Raw genomic sequence first — 17,681 nt, forward strand, 5'->3', positions numbered from 1 at the left:
GATGGGCTGGACCTGTACGGACTGCGGCCGCACGTTCGCGTTCGACCCCTGCGAACGTGAGCGAACTGCCGAAGACGGGCCTACGTGTCTCGACTGTCTGAACCCCGCCGGGAAGTAACCAGCCCTATTTAAAGTATAAGTCAACCCCTGAACGCTACAGAACGCTTTCCCCATCATGTCCACCCGAGAACGACGAGTCACACTCGCCCTGAAGTGGCACTACCTCGACAACCTCAGCGTCGAGGAGATCCAGGACCGCTTCGAGGACGAAGGCGTCGGCTCGTACGCCAAGTCGACCATCCGCGGCTACCTCAACGAAGAGCCGAAAGAGGAGGTCATCGAGCAGATCGAGCAGAAGCACGCGGACGTCCGCCTCCAGATAGCAGAACGCGAAGAGCGGCTCTACCAGCGAGCGCGGAACGCTGAATCTCAGGCGGTCGAGGACCAACCGATCGTTCGGGTGGTTCCGAAGACGGAGACCGTCTCGAACGACCGAGAGACGCCGATGTCGTGGCCGGCCTGGGAGATCGTCGAGCCGGGCGACGATGACTGGCCGGAGTGGGCGACCGAGCGCGACGTCATCATCCGGTTCGTCGACAACGAGCAGACCCGAGTGCTACCGGGCGAGGAGTATCCGCTGCGGGCGATCGACGGCAGTCCGAAGTACACGAAGGAGCTCGCTGGCCTCGAGCGCGACCAGCCCGACCTGAAGGGGCAGGCGATGGCGCGCCAGGAACAGTCCTCGCATCTGGAGGCGAAGGGTGAGGCACTCGGCATCTACTCGACGGACATCAACATGCAAGTCGACGGCGACGTCGACCACTCGGTCGAGCTCGACGCTGAGACTGCTGCGGCGATCCGGGAGGCGACACTCGACGATGAGTAGTACACAGACCCCGTCGACCGGCGAGACCGAGGAGGTCGAGCTATCCCGTACCCAGATCCGGGCAGCGTACAACCCATTCGAACACGGGTGCTGGCTCGACTTCGCGAATAAGCTCACCCAGGGCTACATGGCCGCCGAACACGACGACTGGAGCCCGCTCGGCGACCACCACGACCAGTGGCTCCGACACCTCGCCGGCGAGGCGGACGTCGACAGCGACCTCGCACTGCTCTGCCACCGAGATGGCCTTAAGACGACCATCATCACGGCATTCGCGGTTGCCTGTCTCGAGTACCTAGACGGCTACCGCGTGATCTGGGCGATGAACACCCAGGACCAGGCCTACGAGAAGGCCGACCGCGAACTCAACAAGTTCATCGAGCGCAACCCGTGGCTACTCAACCTCAACAAACCCCGGAAGACCGACTCGAAGAAGACCAAGGAGTTCGCGAACGGCTCCAGCCTGACGACCGGCTGGCTGAAGGGCGCGATCGAGGGCGCGCGTGCGCACCTGCTCATCCTCGACGACATTATCAAGGAACTCGGCGACGGCTCGACCGAGAGCGTCCTCAACTGGGTCGACGGCGTCGCCCAGCCGATGGTCAAAGACGACGGCCGGACGGTGCTCGTGGGGACGCGGAAGCGCCCCGACGATATCTACAACCACTACCGCGACTACGGGGGGTACGCGCTCCGGGAGTTCCCCGCAATCCTCGACACCTGGGACCAAGAGTTCGGCGAGGATGACGACTGGCAGACCCGGCGCCCCGACCCCGAGTTCTACACCGAGGTCGAGAACCCGTGGGGCGGGGGAACGCTCCAGTTGCTCTGGCCGGAGGCCCGCGGACCGGACTGGCTCGCAGACAAGCGCTCGAAGATGGCCGACCATCTGTTCTGGCGCGAGTACACCCTGACTATCCGCGGCGCTTCGGGGAACCTCATCAGCGCCGACGACGTCAACCGGCGCGTCGAGGATGGCGGCTGCAGCATCCGTGGGGCCTCCCCACCCTCGAAGTATCGTGCTGGCGCGAACGAAGCGATCGTTGTCGCCCACGACCCCGCCCAGTCGCCTACCGGCGACGACGCGGCGTTCGTCGTGTTCCGCGCCAGAGCCGATGGGGCGCGCACCCTCCTTGACGCCCGCGCGGATCAGGGCCTGCAGCCCAGCCAGATCAAGGCTCAACTCGCGGAGTACGACCGGCGGTACGACCCGGCGCTGATCGTGATCGAGGACAACGGCATGCAGCAGTACGTGGTCAACGACGCGATCGAGTTCAGTCCCCAGCTGGCAGGGAAGGTCACGGGAATTTCGACGTCCGGCCAAAAGCACTCCTGGGAGAACGGCATCCCTCGGCTTCGGACGCTCGTTGAGAACGGCGCCATCCAGTTCTACCGCGGGCACCAGGCCAGCGAGGAGTTCGTTCAGGCTGCGATGAGCCTCGAACTGCAGGACGGCAAGCTGCAGGGGCACACACCAGACCTGATCGCAGCGTGGTACATGGCTGAGCAAGGGATGCGCCGGCTGGCCTTCGACGCCGGCGATGAAGAGGACTCTGGGGTGAACTACTTATGAGTGAGACAGACGCAGACGACGAGTCAGACGTAAAGATCCATGTCGACGGGATGGGCGGCGGCGCCGATCTCTCGAAGGCCGAGACGACTACGCAGCTGGCCGAGCGCCGCATTCGCTCGCTCGGCGTCGGCGTCAAGCCACCTTACAACCCCGACCGGCTCGCGAGCTTCCTCGAGCTCAACGAGACGCTGGCCACAGGCATCCGAAAGAAAGCCCGCTACGAAGTCGGGCTCGGATTCGACATTGTCCCCCATCCCTACATCGATGCCGAGGACGCCGACGAGGACGAACGCGAGGTCGTCCAGTGGTTCTGGCGGGGCCCCGACTCGCGATGGCAGACGTCCGCCGACCGGCCGGCCGAACCCGCAACGCCCGAGGAAGTGAAAGAGCTCGTCCGCCAGGACTACCACCTCGTCGGCTGGTGCTGCTTCGAAGTCCTCGTCAACGCCGAGGGCAAGCCGGTCGGCCTGGCGCACGTCCCCGCGAACACAGTCCGCGTCCGCCGTCCCCAGGAGTCGATCAGCCACACCCAGCCCCAGCACCCCGAAGAGGGCCGATTCGTTGACGGCGACGTCGCCGAGTTCGCGTCCCGAGGCTACGTCCAGATCAGGAACGGCCGGCGGCGGTACTTCGGCGAATTCGGCGACCGCTACCGGGGACTGGAGCCCCAAATCCAGACCACCGGCGACGGCCCGCCGACAGTCACGTACACGGAGGCTGACGACGATGAGGAACCCATCTTCGTCGACCGCGAGACGGGCGACGTCGCCGTCGGGAGCGCGGAAGCGCTCGATAATGCGCCGGCGAACGAGCTGATCTTCATCAAGAACCCCAACCCGCTGGAGGACGACTACGGCGTTCCGGACTGGGTGTCGGCGATGCGGACGATCAGCGCGGACGAGGCGGCGAAAGACTACAACCGCCAGTTCTTCCAGAACGACACGATCCCGCGGCTGGTCGTCAAGGTCACCGGCGGCGAGCTGAAAGAGGAATCGAAGCGCGACCTCCGCCAGATGCTCAACGGGCTTCGCGAAGAGTCCCATCGCGCAGTCACGCTGGAGGTTGAGAAGTTCAAGACCCAGAACGATCTCGGCGACGAGGAGCTCGAGATCGAGATCGAGCCGCTCGGCCAGGGCATCAGCGAGGAGATGGATTTCCGGCAGTTCCGCGAGAAGAACGAGCACGAGATCGCGAAAGTGCTGGAGATGCCGCCCATCAAGATCGGCGTCACCGATTCCGCGAACCGGTCGAACTCCGACCAGCAGGACCGGGACTTCGCGCTCGAGGTGATCCAGCCCGAGCAGAACAAACTGGAGGCCCGCCTCTACAAGACACTCCATCAGACGGCGTTCGGAGTCTCGGACTGGACGATCGACTACGAGCTCCGCGGCGCCGACCAGCCCAAGGAGGATGCGCAGCTGGCCGAGCAGCGCGTCCGCGCCATGCGGCTGGCCGGCGTCGGTACCGTCGACGAGGCCCGCGAGGAACTCGGCCTCGACCCGCTCGGCGACCCCTACGGGAGCATGACGCTCCAGGAGTTCGAAGAGGAGTTCGGCGGCAACCCGGCCGGCGAGGGCGAGACGGAGGCCGTTCACGAGCCGCCGGCGGAGTACAAGATCGGCGAGCGCGAGTGGGATGCGGTCAAGAGCAACCTCGTCGCCAAGGACGCGGTCGAGCAGACGCAGTTCAGTAGTTCGAATCTCGACGAGGGGCTCTACGACTACGACGCCCAGGAGCTCTACCTGTCGTTCCTCCGGGAGGATGGGCAGTCCTCGCTGTACGCCTACGTCGACGTCCCGCCCTCGGAGTGGGCGGCGCTGACCAGCGCTGGCTCGGCAGGCGGCTACCACTATGACTCGATCCGGCTAGAGTATCCCTACTTAGAGATCACGAACTTCCACGACCGGCTTCCCGAGGGCCCGACGCCGGACCCTGGGGAAGTCCCCGACGACGTCCCGAGCGACATCTGACGACGACCGCCGATGACCCAGGGAGCGCCCGACTCCCCTGTGCGAGGCACGACCGGGGCACGGAGTTCTACGAGACCATGAGCAACAACGACAGCAAGCGCGGCAAGAAGCGTGGCGTCCTCGGCACCGGTCGTGCCCAGAAGCTCGACAAGACCACGGACGCCGACGCCGACGCCGCCGACGATGATGACGAGGACTGACACATGCCACTGTGCACCAAGTGCAAGGCCGAGGCCGAGGTAACCCACCGGGGACCATCTACGCCAGGATGGATCCGGTGGCTTCTATCGGCATGGCCTGGGCCGCGGTCCAGAGGCGGACAAGCCGAGCAGTGCGACGAGTGTTCGCGCTGCCGGCCAGCGGAGGTCTGACACATGCCTCCGGTAACGAAAGCAGGCGGCGAGCAGTTCCGCAAGGACGTCGAGTTCGTCACGAAGGACGACGACGATCAGATCGCGTCCGGCATCGTGATGGTGCCAGACAAAGCCGACCTCCAAAACGACTTCGCCCGCGAGGAAACGATCCGCGGGTTCGCCGACCAGTTCGAGACGTTCGAGGAAGCCGGCGAAGCCGGCGGCGGCATCATGCACGCCGTCTTCCCCGACGACTGGATGGACCTCGAGCGTAACGAGGTTCTCGACGACGCCGAGGAGATTGGCGGCGAGGAAGTGCCTGCGGGAGCGTGGATCCAGGACTGGCAGATCAACAACGACCAGCTCTGGGACCTCGTCAAGGACGACATTCTCGCCGGGTACAGCATCGGCGCCCGAGACGTCTCCTGGAACGGCCCCTACGAACAGGACGAGGTCGACGATGTCGAGGTCCCCGAAGAACTCGGCGACGAACTCGTCTGGGAGCTCGCCGACGGCCTCATCCGCGAGGTGTCCACCGTCGACATCCCGGCCGTGCCGGACGCCCAGATTCTCGACACGAAGGCCGCTGCGGAGAAGCGACTCGGCGACTACCTCGGCGACCCGAACGGCTTCGTCGAGGAAGCGCTCGAGCGCGGCCACAGCGAGGAGGAAGCCGAACAGCTGTGGGATGTCCTCTCCACGGCGGCCGAGGTGGAGGGCGCTGGTGCTCCGGGTGAGAAGTCCGTCTTCGAGCGCCTCGGAAAGGCCGTTTTCGAGGCGCTCCCCGGACGCGGCGAGTCCACTGGGACGGCGTCCCGGGGCGCGGAGGCCCCCTACGAAGGCGCCGAAAGCGGGTGCTGGGAAATCGCAGTCGAGGACGGTACCGAAGGGTACCAGCACTCGGAGACTGGTGAGTTCGTCCCCGTCGACGAGGCGGACGCGGACATCATGGCTGACATCAACGAAGCCGAATCGGACGCGAAGGACGCTACCGGCAGCGACACGCCGGGCGACGATGGCGGCAGTGACGGCGACGTCGACGCCGCCAGCGACACCGACAACATGAGCAACGACAACCCCGACGACGGCGGCTCCGATGCGAAGGAGCTCGCCGAGAAGAACGCAGAACAGATCAGCGAACTGACCGCGGCGGTCGAAGATCTCACCGAGTCCCTCACGGGCCCCGAGGCGAAGACCGCGGAGATCGAGATCGGCGGCGAGACCTACGAGGTCCAGGAGGACGCCGCGAAGGCAGCGCTCGGCGTCGACGAGGAGACGAGCGTCGCCGACGCGATCGAGCAGCTGAATAGCCAGGTCGAGCGGGCGAATAACCGCATCGACGCGATCAACCGCCAGAGCGGCGCCAGTGGGCAGGTCGACCCCGCGGCCGCGAAGAACGAGAACGAAGGGGACGGCGAGGGCAGTCTCGACGGCCTCGGGAAGGCGCTGTCCTAAGAGGACTTCAACATGAGCACGAACACCATCAACACGGTTAGGCGGCAGAACGAACTGGCAGGCACCGCGCAGAAGGACATCGGCCTCGCCGAGCTCGACGGCTTCCAGCTCCCGGTCGACGTCACCGAGGAGATGCTGGATCGGATGCAGAAGGGCGTCCAAGTCCTCGGCATGGCCGACACGATGACGCTTCCCCGGCTGGAGATGGACGTCCCGCAGTTCGGCGTCCCGCGACTCTCCGGCCACACGCGCGACGAGGAAGGCAGCCGCACCCAGAACTCCGAGGCGGAGTCTGGCAAGGTGCAGTTCAACGCGACGGACAAGCAGTACTACATCCTCGTCGAGCCCAAGCGCGACGCGCTCAAGAACACCCACTACGGGCCCGACCAGTTCGGCCAGTATATCATCGACCAGTTCATCGAACGCTACGGGAACGACCTCGGGCTGATCGGGCTGCGCGCCGGCGCCTCCAGTGGGAACCTCCAGTCGCTCGGCGGCGCTGCGGAACTCGACAACACGTGGACGGGCTGGATCGCGCGCGCCGAAGGCGACACCCAGTCCGTCGACGACCAGGGCGACTCCACGCGCATCGGTCTCGAGGACACCAGCACTGCGGACGCAGGGTCGATGCCGACGATCGCGAACACGGACGGCTCGGGCAACCCGCAGCCCATCGACACGAGTCTCTTCGACCAGACCATCACGACGCTCGACTCCCGGTACCGGGATGGCGACGGCGTCGACCCGGTGCTGATGACGAGCCCGAATCAGGTGCAGCGGTACGCGATGGCGCTCACCGAACGCGAAGATCCGCTCGGCAGTGCGGTCATCATGGGCGACAGCGACATCACGCCGTTCTCCTACGACCTCATCGGCGTGAACGGCTGGCCGGACGAGTACATGATGTTCACCGACCCGAACAACTTCGCGTTCGGGCTGTACGAGGAGATGGAGCTCGACCAGACGCGCGACACGGACACCACGTACGAGCAGCGCCTTCACTCCCGCAACTGGCTGGAGGGACAGTTCGACTTCCAGATCAAGGAGATGCAGGCCGGCGTGCTCGTGACCGACCTGCAGTCCCCGACGGCCTAAGTGGTGACTCATGAGTGAGACCACCAACGCGGCGATCCGCGACCGCTACGAGCGCGGGCTTGCGCTCACCGACGGCGCTCGCGGGAACGTCGCGACCGACAGCCCGGCGAACGGCGCCGACACAGTCGTCGCCGGGGATGCCGACGTCCACGTCGTCACCGCCGACGGCACGAACACGGTCGACCTCTCCGGTGCTGCTGAGGAAGGCCGCCAAGTCACTGTCGTCCACAACGGCGGCGCGTCGACGCCGACGCTGTCGTTCGCCGACGCGGACTTCGTCGGGACCGGCCCGGCGAACATGACCGCGGCGGGCGCGACGGCAACCGTCCTGAACATCGATGGCTCGGCGTCCGGCTGGATCGTCGTTGCAACGGGGAGTGCCTGATCATGCCGGTCGCTGAGAAGACCACCGGCGGTGAGGTCTACCTCCGCGGGATCGACCGACGCGTTTCAACCGGTGACCGCGTCGACGTCTCTGAGGAGTTCGCTACCTACCTGATCGAGGAGCGCAACGACTTCCGCATCGTCGACGTGCAGGACGCCGAGTTCCGCGAGATCGACGACGCTGACACCGACACTGCCGAAGAGGACAGCGACGGCGAGGCGGGCTTCGACGCCGCGGCGTTCGTCGACCGCACGCCGATGGACGACGTCGTCGAGGAGATCGAGGCCGGCGAGGTCGACGAGCATCTTGACGCCGTCCAGGAGGCGGCCGAGCGTGTCGGCGTGGAGGACGCTGTTGGCCAGCGCCGCGCAGAACTGGAGGACTAACCCATGCCTCCCTGGCATGACAGCACCGTCATCGCTGACTCGGCGACCTTCAACGCCGGCGAGACGAAGACCGCGTCGGTCGAGCAGTACCACACGCCGGCCGTCTGCGTCGCCATCGAGAACCTCGAAGGGAACGCCGACGACACAGTCACCATCGAGATCGTCGGCGACGCCGGCACCTACGAGGTCGACAGTCGGACGCTCTCAGAGACAGGCGGCTACGTCGTCGACGTCCCGCAGGCGGAGTCGGTCCAGGTGACCAGCGCGAACGGGACGACGATCAGCGCGGAAGCACGGAACAACCCGAGGTAAAGGATGGCATCCGGCTACTGCACGCTTGAAGACCTCCGCAGGGCGCTCCAGAAAGCGGAGCTGCCGGGCGACATCAGCTCGGATAAACAGCTCGCCGTCGACGCGATCGCGGCCCAGACCGAGCCGCTCGAAAAGCGGCTGTCCCGCCACTGGTACGAGCCCGGCGGGATCAGCGAGGCCTCGGCGATCGACATCCCGACAGGGCCGAACACGCGCGACGACGAACACGACATCCCGACCCACGGCGGGATGGTCCACGGCGCTGCCGAGCGCGAGCGACACCGGTACCACGCGAACAGCGATGCGCTGCTCGAGGCCGGGCCCAGGCATGAGCGTCGCCGCCGAGATAACGACGTTCCAAAACAGAAGATCAAGATCACGACTGGCCCGGAGCACGCGCTCGACCCGCCCATCGACGAGAGCGTGCCGGCGTACACTCGGCTCCGCCTCAACCGGAAGGACGTCGAGGCGGTGAACCAGCTCATGGTCGTGAACGCCGACGGCGGCTATGACGACTGGACCGCGGAGAAAGACGGCGGTGTCGGTAACCAGCATCGCGGCGACGATTACTGGGTCCGCGTGAACAACGGCGGTGTCAGCGAGCTCTACCTGGACGTCCACTCGATGGACGATGACTTGGCGTCGCTGTCGAACGCGGTGTACGTCGACATCGATTACGGCCATGAGGGCATCCCGCGGAACGTCCGGCGGGCGGTTGCGCTTCGTGCGGCGTCAGAGTTCGTGGAGGAGGCTGCGATGCAGATCCCGGACAACGCGAAGGTGTACAACGTCGAGTCGCTGGCTGAGAAGTTCGAGCGGAAGGCCGACGAGCTCCTGGAGGTCTACCAGTGACTCTTCCTGACGACTACGCGGAGCGGTGCCGTGAGCTCGATGCATTCATTCGGTGCCCAGAATGTGGCTCGACGAACGCCACGTTGGAGGTTGACGAAGGCAACGATATGGAGGACCGGACGGACTTGCGAGCAGTCTGCACCGAGTGTGACCATCACTCGCCGTGGGTCTATGGACGAGGTGGCCGATGAACCTCGACAGCAGCTTCGAAGACGATCTCAGAGCCGCGATCCTCGACGACGTGGAGCAGCAGTTCCGCGACGAGATCGGGCCCGAACTGATCGACGTCGCCCGCAGCAACTGGGAGGCGTACGCCAGTCGGAACGACTACGACATCAGCCACATCTGGGAGGACGCTGATCTCGTGATCGAGCGCGACGACAGCAGTGTGTCGGTCCGAATCGAGTGGCCGGAGCTGACAGCACTGTTCGAGTTTGGTGTCAGCCCGCACACGATCGAGGGGAATCCACTCCTCCATTTTTATTGGGACGAGATCGACCAGTGGGTTACGACCGAGTCGGTCGAGTGGGGGAGTGAGACGGGTGGAATCCCCGAATCACGGGCGATCCGTGACGCCATGAACGAGCTTCGGCGGGTGCTACAAGCATAATGGTTGCCACCGAGATCACACTCTGCGAGGAGCACGAAACAGCCGGGTGTGGCTGTATCAACGCCGAACGATACGAACTCGTGTTCGGAGGCGGTTGGTCGTGACCGCCACCGTTGTCGAGTGGGTGCTCGACGAGCTCGGCGCAGTCGTCGACGCTCAGCCAGACGCCCATCCGCTCCGGCGTGTCGATCGCGACAACTCGCTGCTCTACGACGGCGGCGGCACGTTCGACATGAGCGCGGCCATGGACAAGCGGTCGGACGGCTTCCAGAAGGCGAACTACGTCGGCGCATCATTCGCCGACCGAGACCGAGAGTACATCGGATCTGAGCCGAACCTGGACGTCGAGTCGGTTGTCGGAGTCCGGATCGAAGGCTACAGTGGATCGTTCGGCCACGTCGATCCGACCGGCCAAGACGGCGTCGTCTTCCACGGCACGGACGAAGCTCTTGTCGAGCAGATTCAGTCGACGCTCTACGATGCGCTCAAGTATCCCGATGCGGGGCGGACGAACGTTTCGTTCACGCACTTGTCGATCACGAACGAGTCGCCGGCATTGACCGGCTGGCAAGAGTATCACCGCTACGATTTCGACGTCGTCTTCGACGGCTACGAGGACTTATCATGACAAACTGCACGCACTGCGGCGAGCCCGTCGCGGGCGGCGAGTGGCATCGGTCGTGCTATCTTGCCGCCCTCGGCGCACTGCTCGTCCAGACGACTAACGGAGGTATCGCACGATGAACAAATACGACGAAACTGTCACGCGGCGCCGCTGGTTCCCAGAAGACGCCTCGTACACGGACGCGATCGCGTCTGTCGAAGACGAACTTCGCGACCGCCACGATATCGAGGAGATCGATTCGGTAGCGGCAGAAACGGTGCTGAGTGGGGACTGGCGAGTCACTGTCGTTGGTGTTCTCGAGTCCTCAGAGGAGGATGACGAATGACGGGTGCCGGATCAGCCAGCCTTGCGTTCGCGAAGGAGGAGACGTTCGCGGACACGCTCGTTGACAGCGACACCGATGGCAACCCCGAGTACTACAAGTTCGGGCGGAATCCGACTCTCACCGAGCTCGAACTCGCAAACACGCTCCAGCGGATGCGGGAAGGCGATAAAGTCGAGTCTGTCGACAGCGTCGCGCAGAATCTCGAAGGTGCGGTGTCGGTTGAAGCGACGGTGAGTGCGGACGTTCACGCTGACGTCCACGATCTCGTGTTCAACGACGGCGGCACCGGCTTCACGTCAGGACGCGCAGCATCAGGGCGGATCTATGCTGGTGTCGATTACCTTACCGGGACGGCTGAGCGAGAGCTGATCGGGTGCATCCCGTTGGAGTACTCGGTATCCTACGAACAGGGTGGCATGGTCACGTACAGTCTCTCGATGGCGTACGCTGACGAAAACCTCGCCACCTCGATAACACCCTCGAATATCACGGGCCCGAGCGATGGTGGTGATGTTCCGTTCCACGGGTTCACACTCACCGTCGACGGTGCGACTGTCGCAAAGCTCCAGTCCGCGGAGCTATCCATCTCTGACATCGCACGCTACCAGTGGGGCGCCGACCGCAACCCAGTGGATGCAGTTATCGCAACACCAACGACATCACTTACCGTCGATGCCATCTTCACGGGCCCAGACAGGACAGAGATCGCGTACGGTGCTGCGGACGCAACGAGCCCTCAGGACTCACTGACTTCTGTGTCGGGGTCCGCCGATCTTTCCGCCGCTGGTTCGTCCGTCACGACGTACAATCTTCCAAAGCTGAAGCCTGATACCCACTCGTGGAATGACCTCATCACCGGTGATGCAGACGCGTCGGAAGACACAGAGTTCCACGTCAACGGTGGGGTCACTGTCGCCTGATCATGCCACTGAAAGAGGAGTACATCGACTTCGACGAAGAGATACAGCGCCTCGAGCAGAAACGAGACGCGCTAGCAGAACAAGTCGCGGCCCTCGACGAGGATGTCCCGAAACGCGAGGGACTTGCTGAGCAAGGCCAAGACATCGACGTCTGCCTCCGTGGCCTCCGCTGGGCGCGAGACGACGCAGCCACCGACGATGGAGTCCCCGTTTGGAGCGACGATGTCGACGGAGTCACGCTCGCCGGCCTCACTGGTGGCGAGTTCGGGCACGTTGAGGACACTGTTGTCGCTGACGCACTTGATCGCGGAGACACTCGGGTTGGCGAAGGGCTTACTCGGATCTACTACGTCGCAAAAGCAACTCAGCAGGCTCCGTATGTCGATGGATCGATGAGCTTCACCGATAGCGTTCAGGCAGTTAGCCAGCTCCCCGTGCCGTTCCTGAAGTGGGCCGACGATCGTGTCGACGAGCTCACGACGATCGGGGGCGACGAGGGAAACTCCTTCGGCGATTTAGTCGCGGAGAAGCAAGCCAACCAGGACGAGACCTGATCTGGCAGTATGCGCGGTCGGTTCTCATTCACCAGGGTCATGATCCTCGGGAAGTCGACGACTGGGCATGGCGCGATATCGAGGCATACCTCCGCATTAGAGACATCCTCCAGTTTGGTGTCCAAGGCGATTAGTGCGGAAAGATTCAACACGCCACCGTCGAAACCTGCCGAGATATGAACCGGCGCGATGCCCTCACTGGTGCTGCGGCAACCATCTCCCTCGTACTTGCGGGATGTTCTGGTGAGAGCACACCAGGAACGACAACCGAAGACGATCGGGGATCTCCCGCGTCGACGGAGACTGAAAAGCCGCTTCCAGACGTTGACGTGACGGCGACAGATACCTCAGTCGGCGACGCAGACACACATCTCCGGGTCCAGTGGCGAGGCCGCGTCCAACGCGTTCTCGAGCCCACAGGAGAAGCCGCGACAGTCGCTGAAGACGGACACAAGTGGCTGGTAATCCAAGTATCTGTCAGACACGTCGGCGGAACGGCCTGGGAGACGACACCGGTACCGTTCGTCGTTGACGTTGACGGCCAGCGGTATGAGGTATCGACGTCTCGTGCCGAGTCCTACTTTGGCTCGAGCACCCTTGAGGAGGAGGACGTGGAGTCGGGATGGCTGGCTTTCCAAATCCCGCGTGAGGCAACGTCCGCGACTATGAACTTTGACTCCGAGCTGATCTCAGCGACGGTTTCTGCAGGATTCGAAGAGGATCAGTCGCTTTCATTCGACATCGACCAGTAGCACTGCCCGGCGCCCTGCCGTGGCTCTACGACCGGCGCCTGTTCTCGATTTCAGTACCATAAACCCATGACAGAGTTCAGAACCAGCAGTCTCTTAGACGTGTCCGTATCGAACAGGTCCCTCAAGCAAGCCCGGTCAACTATCCAGAGCGAGCTGGGTGGCGTTTCAATCGACGTCAACGCCTCCTCTGCTCAGTCGTCGAATCGAGTTGGCCGGCTTTCTGGACGCGAGCGTGCAATGGGCCGCCAACTCCAGACCGAGACGAACACGCTACTGCGAGAGTCACTGGAGACCACCAAGGACATCCTGAAGGAGATCCGGAAAACCGGTGCGACTGACGGCGGCGGTGGGGGAGGGATGGGCGGCATCATCCCACTCTCGCTAGGATCCGGTGGGTCAGTTCTCTCCGGCGGTATCGCCGCCAGCAGTCTTGTCACGGGGACAGTCGCTGCATCCGGACTCATCAGTGGCGGTGTTGTCATCGACGAGCTCGTCACTGGAGAGCTCCAACTCTCCGACTTCATCACAGGGTCCGTCAGAGCTGGCGATCTCCTCACCGGCGGCCTCTCGCCAAACGATTTTATCAGTGGAACAATCGGCGTTGGCACGCTTATCGCTGGATCGATCACACTTGCATCCTACGTCTCAGGCTCGATCAGCATCGGCGGGCTTGTAACCGGGACCATCGGTGCTGGCACGATTGTTACAGGAACGATCACCGCTGGCGCGCTCATCACGGGAACTCTCGCTGCGGGCGCACTAGTCGCAGGAACCGTGATGATCAGCGACTACGTTGCTGGAAAGATCGCTGCGAGCGACCTCGTCGAGGACAACATCAGCAAGGAGTCTTCCGAGGTCGTAAAAGGCGACCCCAACCCAGCATCGAATAAAACCGGTGCAAACGACCAACTCACAAGCCAACCCAGCCAGGTCAACCCAGCCAGCCCCTGGCACGACATGGCGCCGCCAGACTCCGCACAGGATATCGCGGAAGGCATCGTCAGCACGCCAGACAACCAGAGCGTTGCGCCCCCGCCGGGCTTCGATAGCTGGCAAGAGTTCAACAACACCGATTTCAACACGGCCTCGTCGAACAACGCGTCTGAGAACCGCGGGGAAACAACACTCAACATCACGTCAGAGGCCACAGTCAACGGAACTACCGAACGAGAGGTAGAACGGATCGCTGAGCGAAAAGCCGAGGAGAAAGCAGAAGAACTCCGAGACGAGCTGACCGGAGGCCTGTAGTCGATGACTGTCACGTATGGCGAGGGTGTTCTGACGTTACCGCCCGCCGACGTCGACCAGGACGGCAACGACGAGCAGGGCGTGTTCGTGTTCAAGACGAACATCACAATCGCGATGGAGACGCGAACCGGCCGGATCGGGAGTGGGAAGCTCAGTCAGGCGAACGCTGTGTTCTCGGACTGGGTTGAGGACCAGACCGGCGAAGAGTTCGCGGGGACCGGGAAGCGCCAACAGCTCATGCTCGACCTCGGCGCCGGCGAGCACGTCATCGAAATCGACTTCCAAGGCTTCGAAGGATCCACTCACCAATGGGGGGATTCTGGCGAGGGGGGCACCGCGTCGGACGCGACAGGCGAGAATGTCAACCGGCAGATGGAGCTCCTCGACCGCTACCTCCAGGTCTGTGAAATCGACAGCCGACCGGGACATGAAGCTCTGCTGGAGGTCGGGAACTACAGCACGGACGGCTACTACGAGCCGCTTACGGTCGCTCCTGAGCAGCCTCGTGTTGAGTTCGACGCAGAAGAACAGTCCAGCACGTTCGACGGCTCGCTGACGTTCGTCGAGATCGCGTCGCTGTCGAACCCCTACGACGCCGCTTCGCGGAACGAACGATAACCCATGAACCGCACCCTCTACTCACTCGCCATCCCGTCGAACGCACAGACGCTCACTCAGTCGCAGATCGCCAGGAACGTCGCGACCCACGGTATTCTGAACGAATCAACTGCGGCGGTTGAGTCGCTCAGTCTGGAGCCCGGCCAGCAGCTCCTCGAAGGACAGTTCCGCGGGAAGTACGCACGACTGATGGCTGAGGAGGTCGAGGAGTTGTTCGACGCGGGGGCCATGGGCTCGGTCGCGTTCTACTCGCCAGATGGGCAGAGCGGCGAAGATGGGTACTACACGCTCGACAATATCGACCTCCAGCCGGTCGATCCGAACCTCGACGAACTCCGTGATTTTGATGGTGTGTTGACGAAGGAGGGGACGCGGGAGAACAGCCGTCGATCCGTCCAGACCGCGATCACGCAGGTCGAGAACGACTATGGGAACCGGCAGACGGCCTACGTCGGCATCCATGCTAACGCCCAAGATGTCTGGTGGCTCGACCAGGAGAGCGGCCAGACTGAAGACGCCACCGTGGTCGACACGCGGACCGCCGAGCACGGCGACGTCGACGTGGTCGACGCGCTCGCATCGTCGTACGACAGTCCGACGCTCGTCTTTGATCTGCCCTACGCCCAGGAGGGGAAGGTGGACGTCGTCGTGTGGGACGATCACGGCCGACCGAAGCTCGACAGCGATGGGATCAACAGCTGGCAGTGGGTGTTCTCGACGAGCCACGAGTACGACGGCGAGGCGATCGCGGACAACGGCCTCGTCCGGCTTCGGCTCGGCTCAAGTCTCGCGGTCGAGGAGTGGGACGACGCCGGCGGCGCGTGGTCGGCGGTCGCGCTCGGAACGAGCGACTGGGAGCTGGACGACTGGAGCCTCACTCGGATCGGGCCGGCCCGAGTCGTCGTCCGGGTTCGGTTCGCGGACGCGATCGCGCCCGCGATCGTCGGTCAAGCGATTGTCGGCGAATCAACAGTCGGCACCACCTCAACCAACAACTATCAGGACTTCGAACTTGATGCAGTGTTGCATCGCGGCTGGCGACGCCCCCACTGGGTCGTCCCTGAGAACGAGACACCGCCGACGCCGTCGGGGCTCCAAGACCTGCTCGCCCCGGTCGCGTCTGGGAGCGACTACACCGCAGCCGAAACGCAGGGGCTCGTCAGCCGCGAGGAGGTGTGGCGCTAATGGCGACGACGGTCGACGACTTCGACGACGGCGACATCGCCGAGTACAGCGGAGACACCAGCGCGTTCAGCGTCGTATCCAGCCCCGTCCACGCGGGGTCGAACGCGCTCGAAGTCACCGGAGGCGGCGGCTACACCATCCTCTCCACGAGCGGTCTGCCAGCGTATCCTGCTGCGGGAGACGCGTTCTCATTTCGACTGCGAGTCCAGGACTCAGACACTGGCACGTCGGGGATGTACTTCGGCGTCCAAGACACGAGCCGCTGGTATCGGGTGCGGTGGAACGCGGGTGAGCTCCAACTGCAGCGAGACGGCGAGCAGATCGCCGTGCAGTCTGGATCAGTGCCGACCGGCGAGTGGCTCCGGGTGTTAGTCAGTTGGAGTGCTGACGGCACGATCACGGCCGCCATCGATGACGCGTCCGGTACCAGACACGCCGCGGTCTCGGCGACCGACTCGACCTACACTGACGGCGGGATCGGCTGGAGCCATTTCAACGGTGCGAGCTCGGAGACCGTCCGTTTTGACAGCGCGCAGATCGAGCCGGCGCCCGCAGCGCCGTCCAACATCTCGGCGAGCAACCCGACCCAGACGTCGGTTGACATCGAGTTCAGCGACAACGCGACGATGGAGACCGGCTTCCGGCTGCTGCGGGCGCGCGAGTATGACTCTGGCTGGGGGCCCTATCAGGTAGCCGTGGAGCTCGACGCGGCCCCTGGCACGGGCACGGTCGCGGTCACGGACGACACCGTCTCGCCGGGGATCACGTACAAGTACAAGGCTGCGGCGTACAACGCGTCCGGGGCGTCCGAGAGCGGGGAGAGTGGCGTGGTGTCGACACCGAGTTCAGGGCGGCCGCGGACGCGGACGACGGCGTCGGGCTGGACTGTCGAGGTCGACCATCCAAGCGGGCGGACACTCCGCCCCAGGCTGCTCGACGATCCCGAAGCAAACCCTCGGGTGAACGATCTGCCTCGGATCCGAGTGCCGGTCCCGAAAGACGAGACGTGGGCTTGTGAGGCGTTCGAGGAGGCCGACATGCGGGTGTGGGAGGACGGCCACAAACAGCCGATCGGGACACTCGTCGACGTCGAGCAGCAGCCCGACCGAACGATCTTGGTCGGCGAGGGCGGCCGCGAGCTCAAACAGCCGGTTGAGGCCGAGTACGACATCGAGGACATTCACGTTGCGGTCGGGGACCTCATCGAGGGTAACACGAGCTACGCGGCGGATGTTGACGCGCCCGAGCAGACGTTCCGTCAGGACGTGCTGCAGAAGTCGATCGACACAGAGACCGACTGGTTGAACGACCTGAACACCGCGATCGCGAGCGACGAGCCGTGGCAGGTGACGAGTGATGGCCGGTTCCAGCGGAAGCAGACGAGCTGGACGATGGAGGGCGAGACGTTCAGCGGTACCTCGGGGACTGACAGTTTCGAGAACTACTCGCTGGGCGAAGCGCTGTCGCTCGCGGACCTCATCACGTACGGCCCCTGGTCGTTCACCACCAACCACGACATCCCGGCCGGCGACTGGCGGATCGCACTCCGCTACCGTGTTGAGGGCGACACGGACTTC

At 64.0% G+C, this 17,681-nt stretch carries 19 protein-coding genes and 1 pseudogene; all 20 read left to right on the top strand.

Going from position 1 to position 17,681, the window contains the following annotated elements:
• Positions 1–175 precede the first annotated feature (175 nt).
• On the top strand, positions 176–886 hold the full coding sequence (locus EPY72_RS18055) for a hypothetical protein (protein WP_135807348.1): 711 nt from the start codon (positions 176–178) through the stop codon (positions 884–886).
• Entirely contained in the window at positions 879–2,459 is a 1,581-nt protein-coding gene (locus EPY72_RS18060; RefSeq protein WP_135807349.1) for a phage terminase large subunit family protein, read from the top strand. The genes EPY72_RS18055 and EPY72_RS18060 overlap by 8 nt, the downstream gene beginning before the upstream one ends.
• Positions 2,456–4,429, top strand: coding sequence for a phage portal protein (locus tag EPY72_RS18065; RefSeq protein ID WP_135807350.1), 1,974 nt, complete (start codon positions 2,456–2,458; stop codon positions 4,427–4,429). Before EPY72_RS18060 ends, EPY72_RS18065 begins: the two co-directional genes overlap by 4 nt.
• A 77-nt stretch (positions 4,430–4,506) precedes the next feature.
• Entirely contained in the window at positions 4,507–4,629 is a 123-nt protein-coding gene (locus EPY72_RS20005) for a hypothetical protein (protein ID WP_280178009.1), read from the top strand.
• A 174-nt stretch (positions 4,630–4,803) separates the two neighbouring features.
• A complete protein-coding gene (locus EPY72_RS18070; RefSeq protein ID WP_135807351.1) occupies positions 4,804–6,237 on the top strand; it encodes an XkdF-like putative serine protease domain-containing protein in 1,434 nt (477 codons plus the stop codon).
• A gap of 12 nt (positions 6,238–6,249) precedes the next feature.
• Positions 6,250–7,332 carry a hypothetical protein gene (locus EPY72_RS18075; protein WP_135807352.1) on the top strand — a complete coding sequence of 361 codons (1,083 nt, stop codon included), beginning with the start codon at positions 6,250–6,252 and terminating at the stop codon, positions 7,330–7,332.
• Between the two features lie 10 nt (positions 7,333–7,342).
• Positions 7,343–7,717 carry a hypothetical protein gene (locus EPY72_RS18080; protein WP_135807353.1) on the top strand — a complete coding sequence of 125 codons (375 nt, stop codon included), beginning with the start codon at positions 7,343–7,345 and terminating at the stop codon, positions 7,715–7,717.
• Positions 7,718–7,719: 2 nt separating this feature from the next.
• Positions 7,720–8,103, top strand: a complete 384-nt coding sequence (locus EPY72_RS18085; protein ID WP_135807354.1) for a hypothetical protein — start codon at positions 7,720–7,722, stop codon at positions 8,101–8,103.
• A 3-nt stretch (positions 8,104–8,106) separates the two neighbouring features.
• Entirely contained in the window at positions 8,107–8,415 is a 309-nt protein-coding gene (locus tag EPY72_RS18090; protein ID WP_135807355.1) for a hypothetical protein, read from the top strand.
• Positions 8,416–8,418: 3 nt separating this feature from the next.
• Positions 8,419–9,267 (top strand): hypothetical protein, encoded by an 849-nt coding sequence (locus EPY72_RS18095; RefSeq protein WP_135807356.1) that lies wholly within the window; start codon positions 8,419–8,421, stop codon positions 9,265–9,267.
• Positions 9,268–9,454: 187 nt separating this feature from the next.
• The gene (locus EPY72_RS19885; RefSeq protein ID WP_135807357.1) at positions 9,455–9,877 is read left to right on the top strand and encodes a hypothetical protein; all 423 of its coding nucleotides are present in this window, start codon (positions 9,455–9,457) and stop codon (positions 9,875–9,877) included.
• Positions 9,878–9,977: 100 nt separating this feature from the next.
• A complete protein-coding gene (locus EPY72_RS18105; RefSeq protein WP_135807358.1) occupies positions 9,978–10,505 on the top strand; it encodes a hypothetical protein in 528 nt (175 codons plus the stop codon).
• A gap of 112 nt (positions 10,506–10,617) precedes the next feature.
• Positions 10,618–10,827, top strand: coding sequence for a hypothetical protein (locus EPY72_RS18110; RefSeq protein ID WP_135807359.1), 210 nt, complete (start codon positions 10,618–10,620; stop codon positions 10,825–10,827).
• Entirely contained in the window at positions 10,824–11,747 is a 924-nt protein-coding gene (locus EPY72_RS18115; protein WP_135807360.1) for a phage tail tube protein, read from the top strand. The genes EPY72_RS18110 and EPY72_RS18115 overlap by 4 nt, the downstream gene beginning before the upstream one ends.
• Before the next feature lie 2 nt (positions 11,748–11,749).
• A complete protein-coding gene (locus EPY72_RS18120; RefSeq protein WP_135807361.1) occupies positions 11,750–12,301 on the top strand; it encodes a hypothetical protein in 552 nt (183 codons plus the stop codon).
• 176 nt (positions 12,302–12,477) lie between these two features.
• A complete protein-coding gene (locus tag EPY72_RS18125) occupies positions 12,478–13,053 on the top strand; it encodes a DUF4352 domain-containing protein (protein ID WP_135807362.1) in 576 nt (191 codons plus the stop codon).
• Between the two features lie 237 nt (positions 13,054–13,290).
• Positions 13,291–14,301: a bactofilin family protein gene (locus EPY72_RS18130; RefSeq protein WP_135807363.1), complete on the top strand. Its 1,011-nt coding sequence runs from the start codon at positions 13,291–13,293 to the stop codon at positions 14,299–14,301.
• Between the two features lie 3 nt (positions 14,302–14,304).
• Positions 14,305–14,919 (top strand): hypothetical protein, encoded by a 615-nt coding sequence (locus tag EPY72_RS18135; protein WP_135807364.1) that lies wholly within the window; start codon positions 14,305–14,307, stop codon positions 14,917–14,919.
• Between the two features lie 3 nt (positions 14,920–14,922).
• Positions 14,923–16,104 carry a hypothetical protein gene (locus EPY72_RS18140; RefSeq protein ID WP_135807365.1) on the top strand — a complete coding sequence of 394 codons (1,182 nt, stop codon included), beginning with the start codon at positions 14,923–14,925 and terminating at the stop codon, positions 16,102–16,104.
• Positions 16,104–17,681, top strand: a pseudogene (locus tag EPY72_RS18145) (hypothetical protein); the annotation flags it as partial. The gene EPY72_RS18140 and the pseudogene EPY72_RS18145, both read left to right, overlap by 1 nt.

The organism is Halorussus marinus, from assembly GCF_004765795.1.
GTDB classification, from domain to species: domain Archaea; phylum Halobacteriota; class Halobacteria; order Halobacteriales; family Haladaptataceae; genus Halorussus; species Halorussus marinus.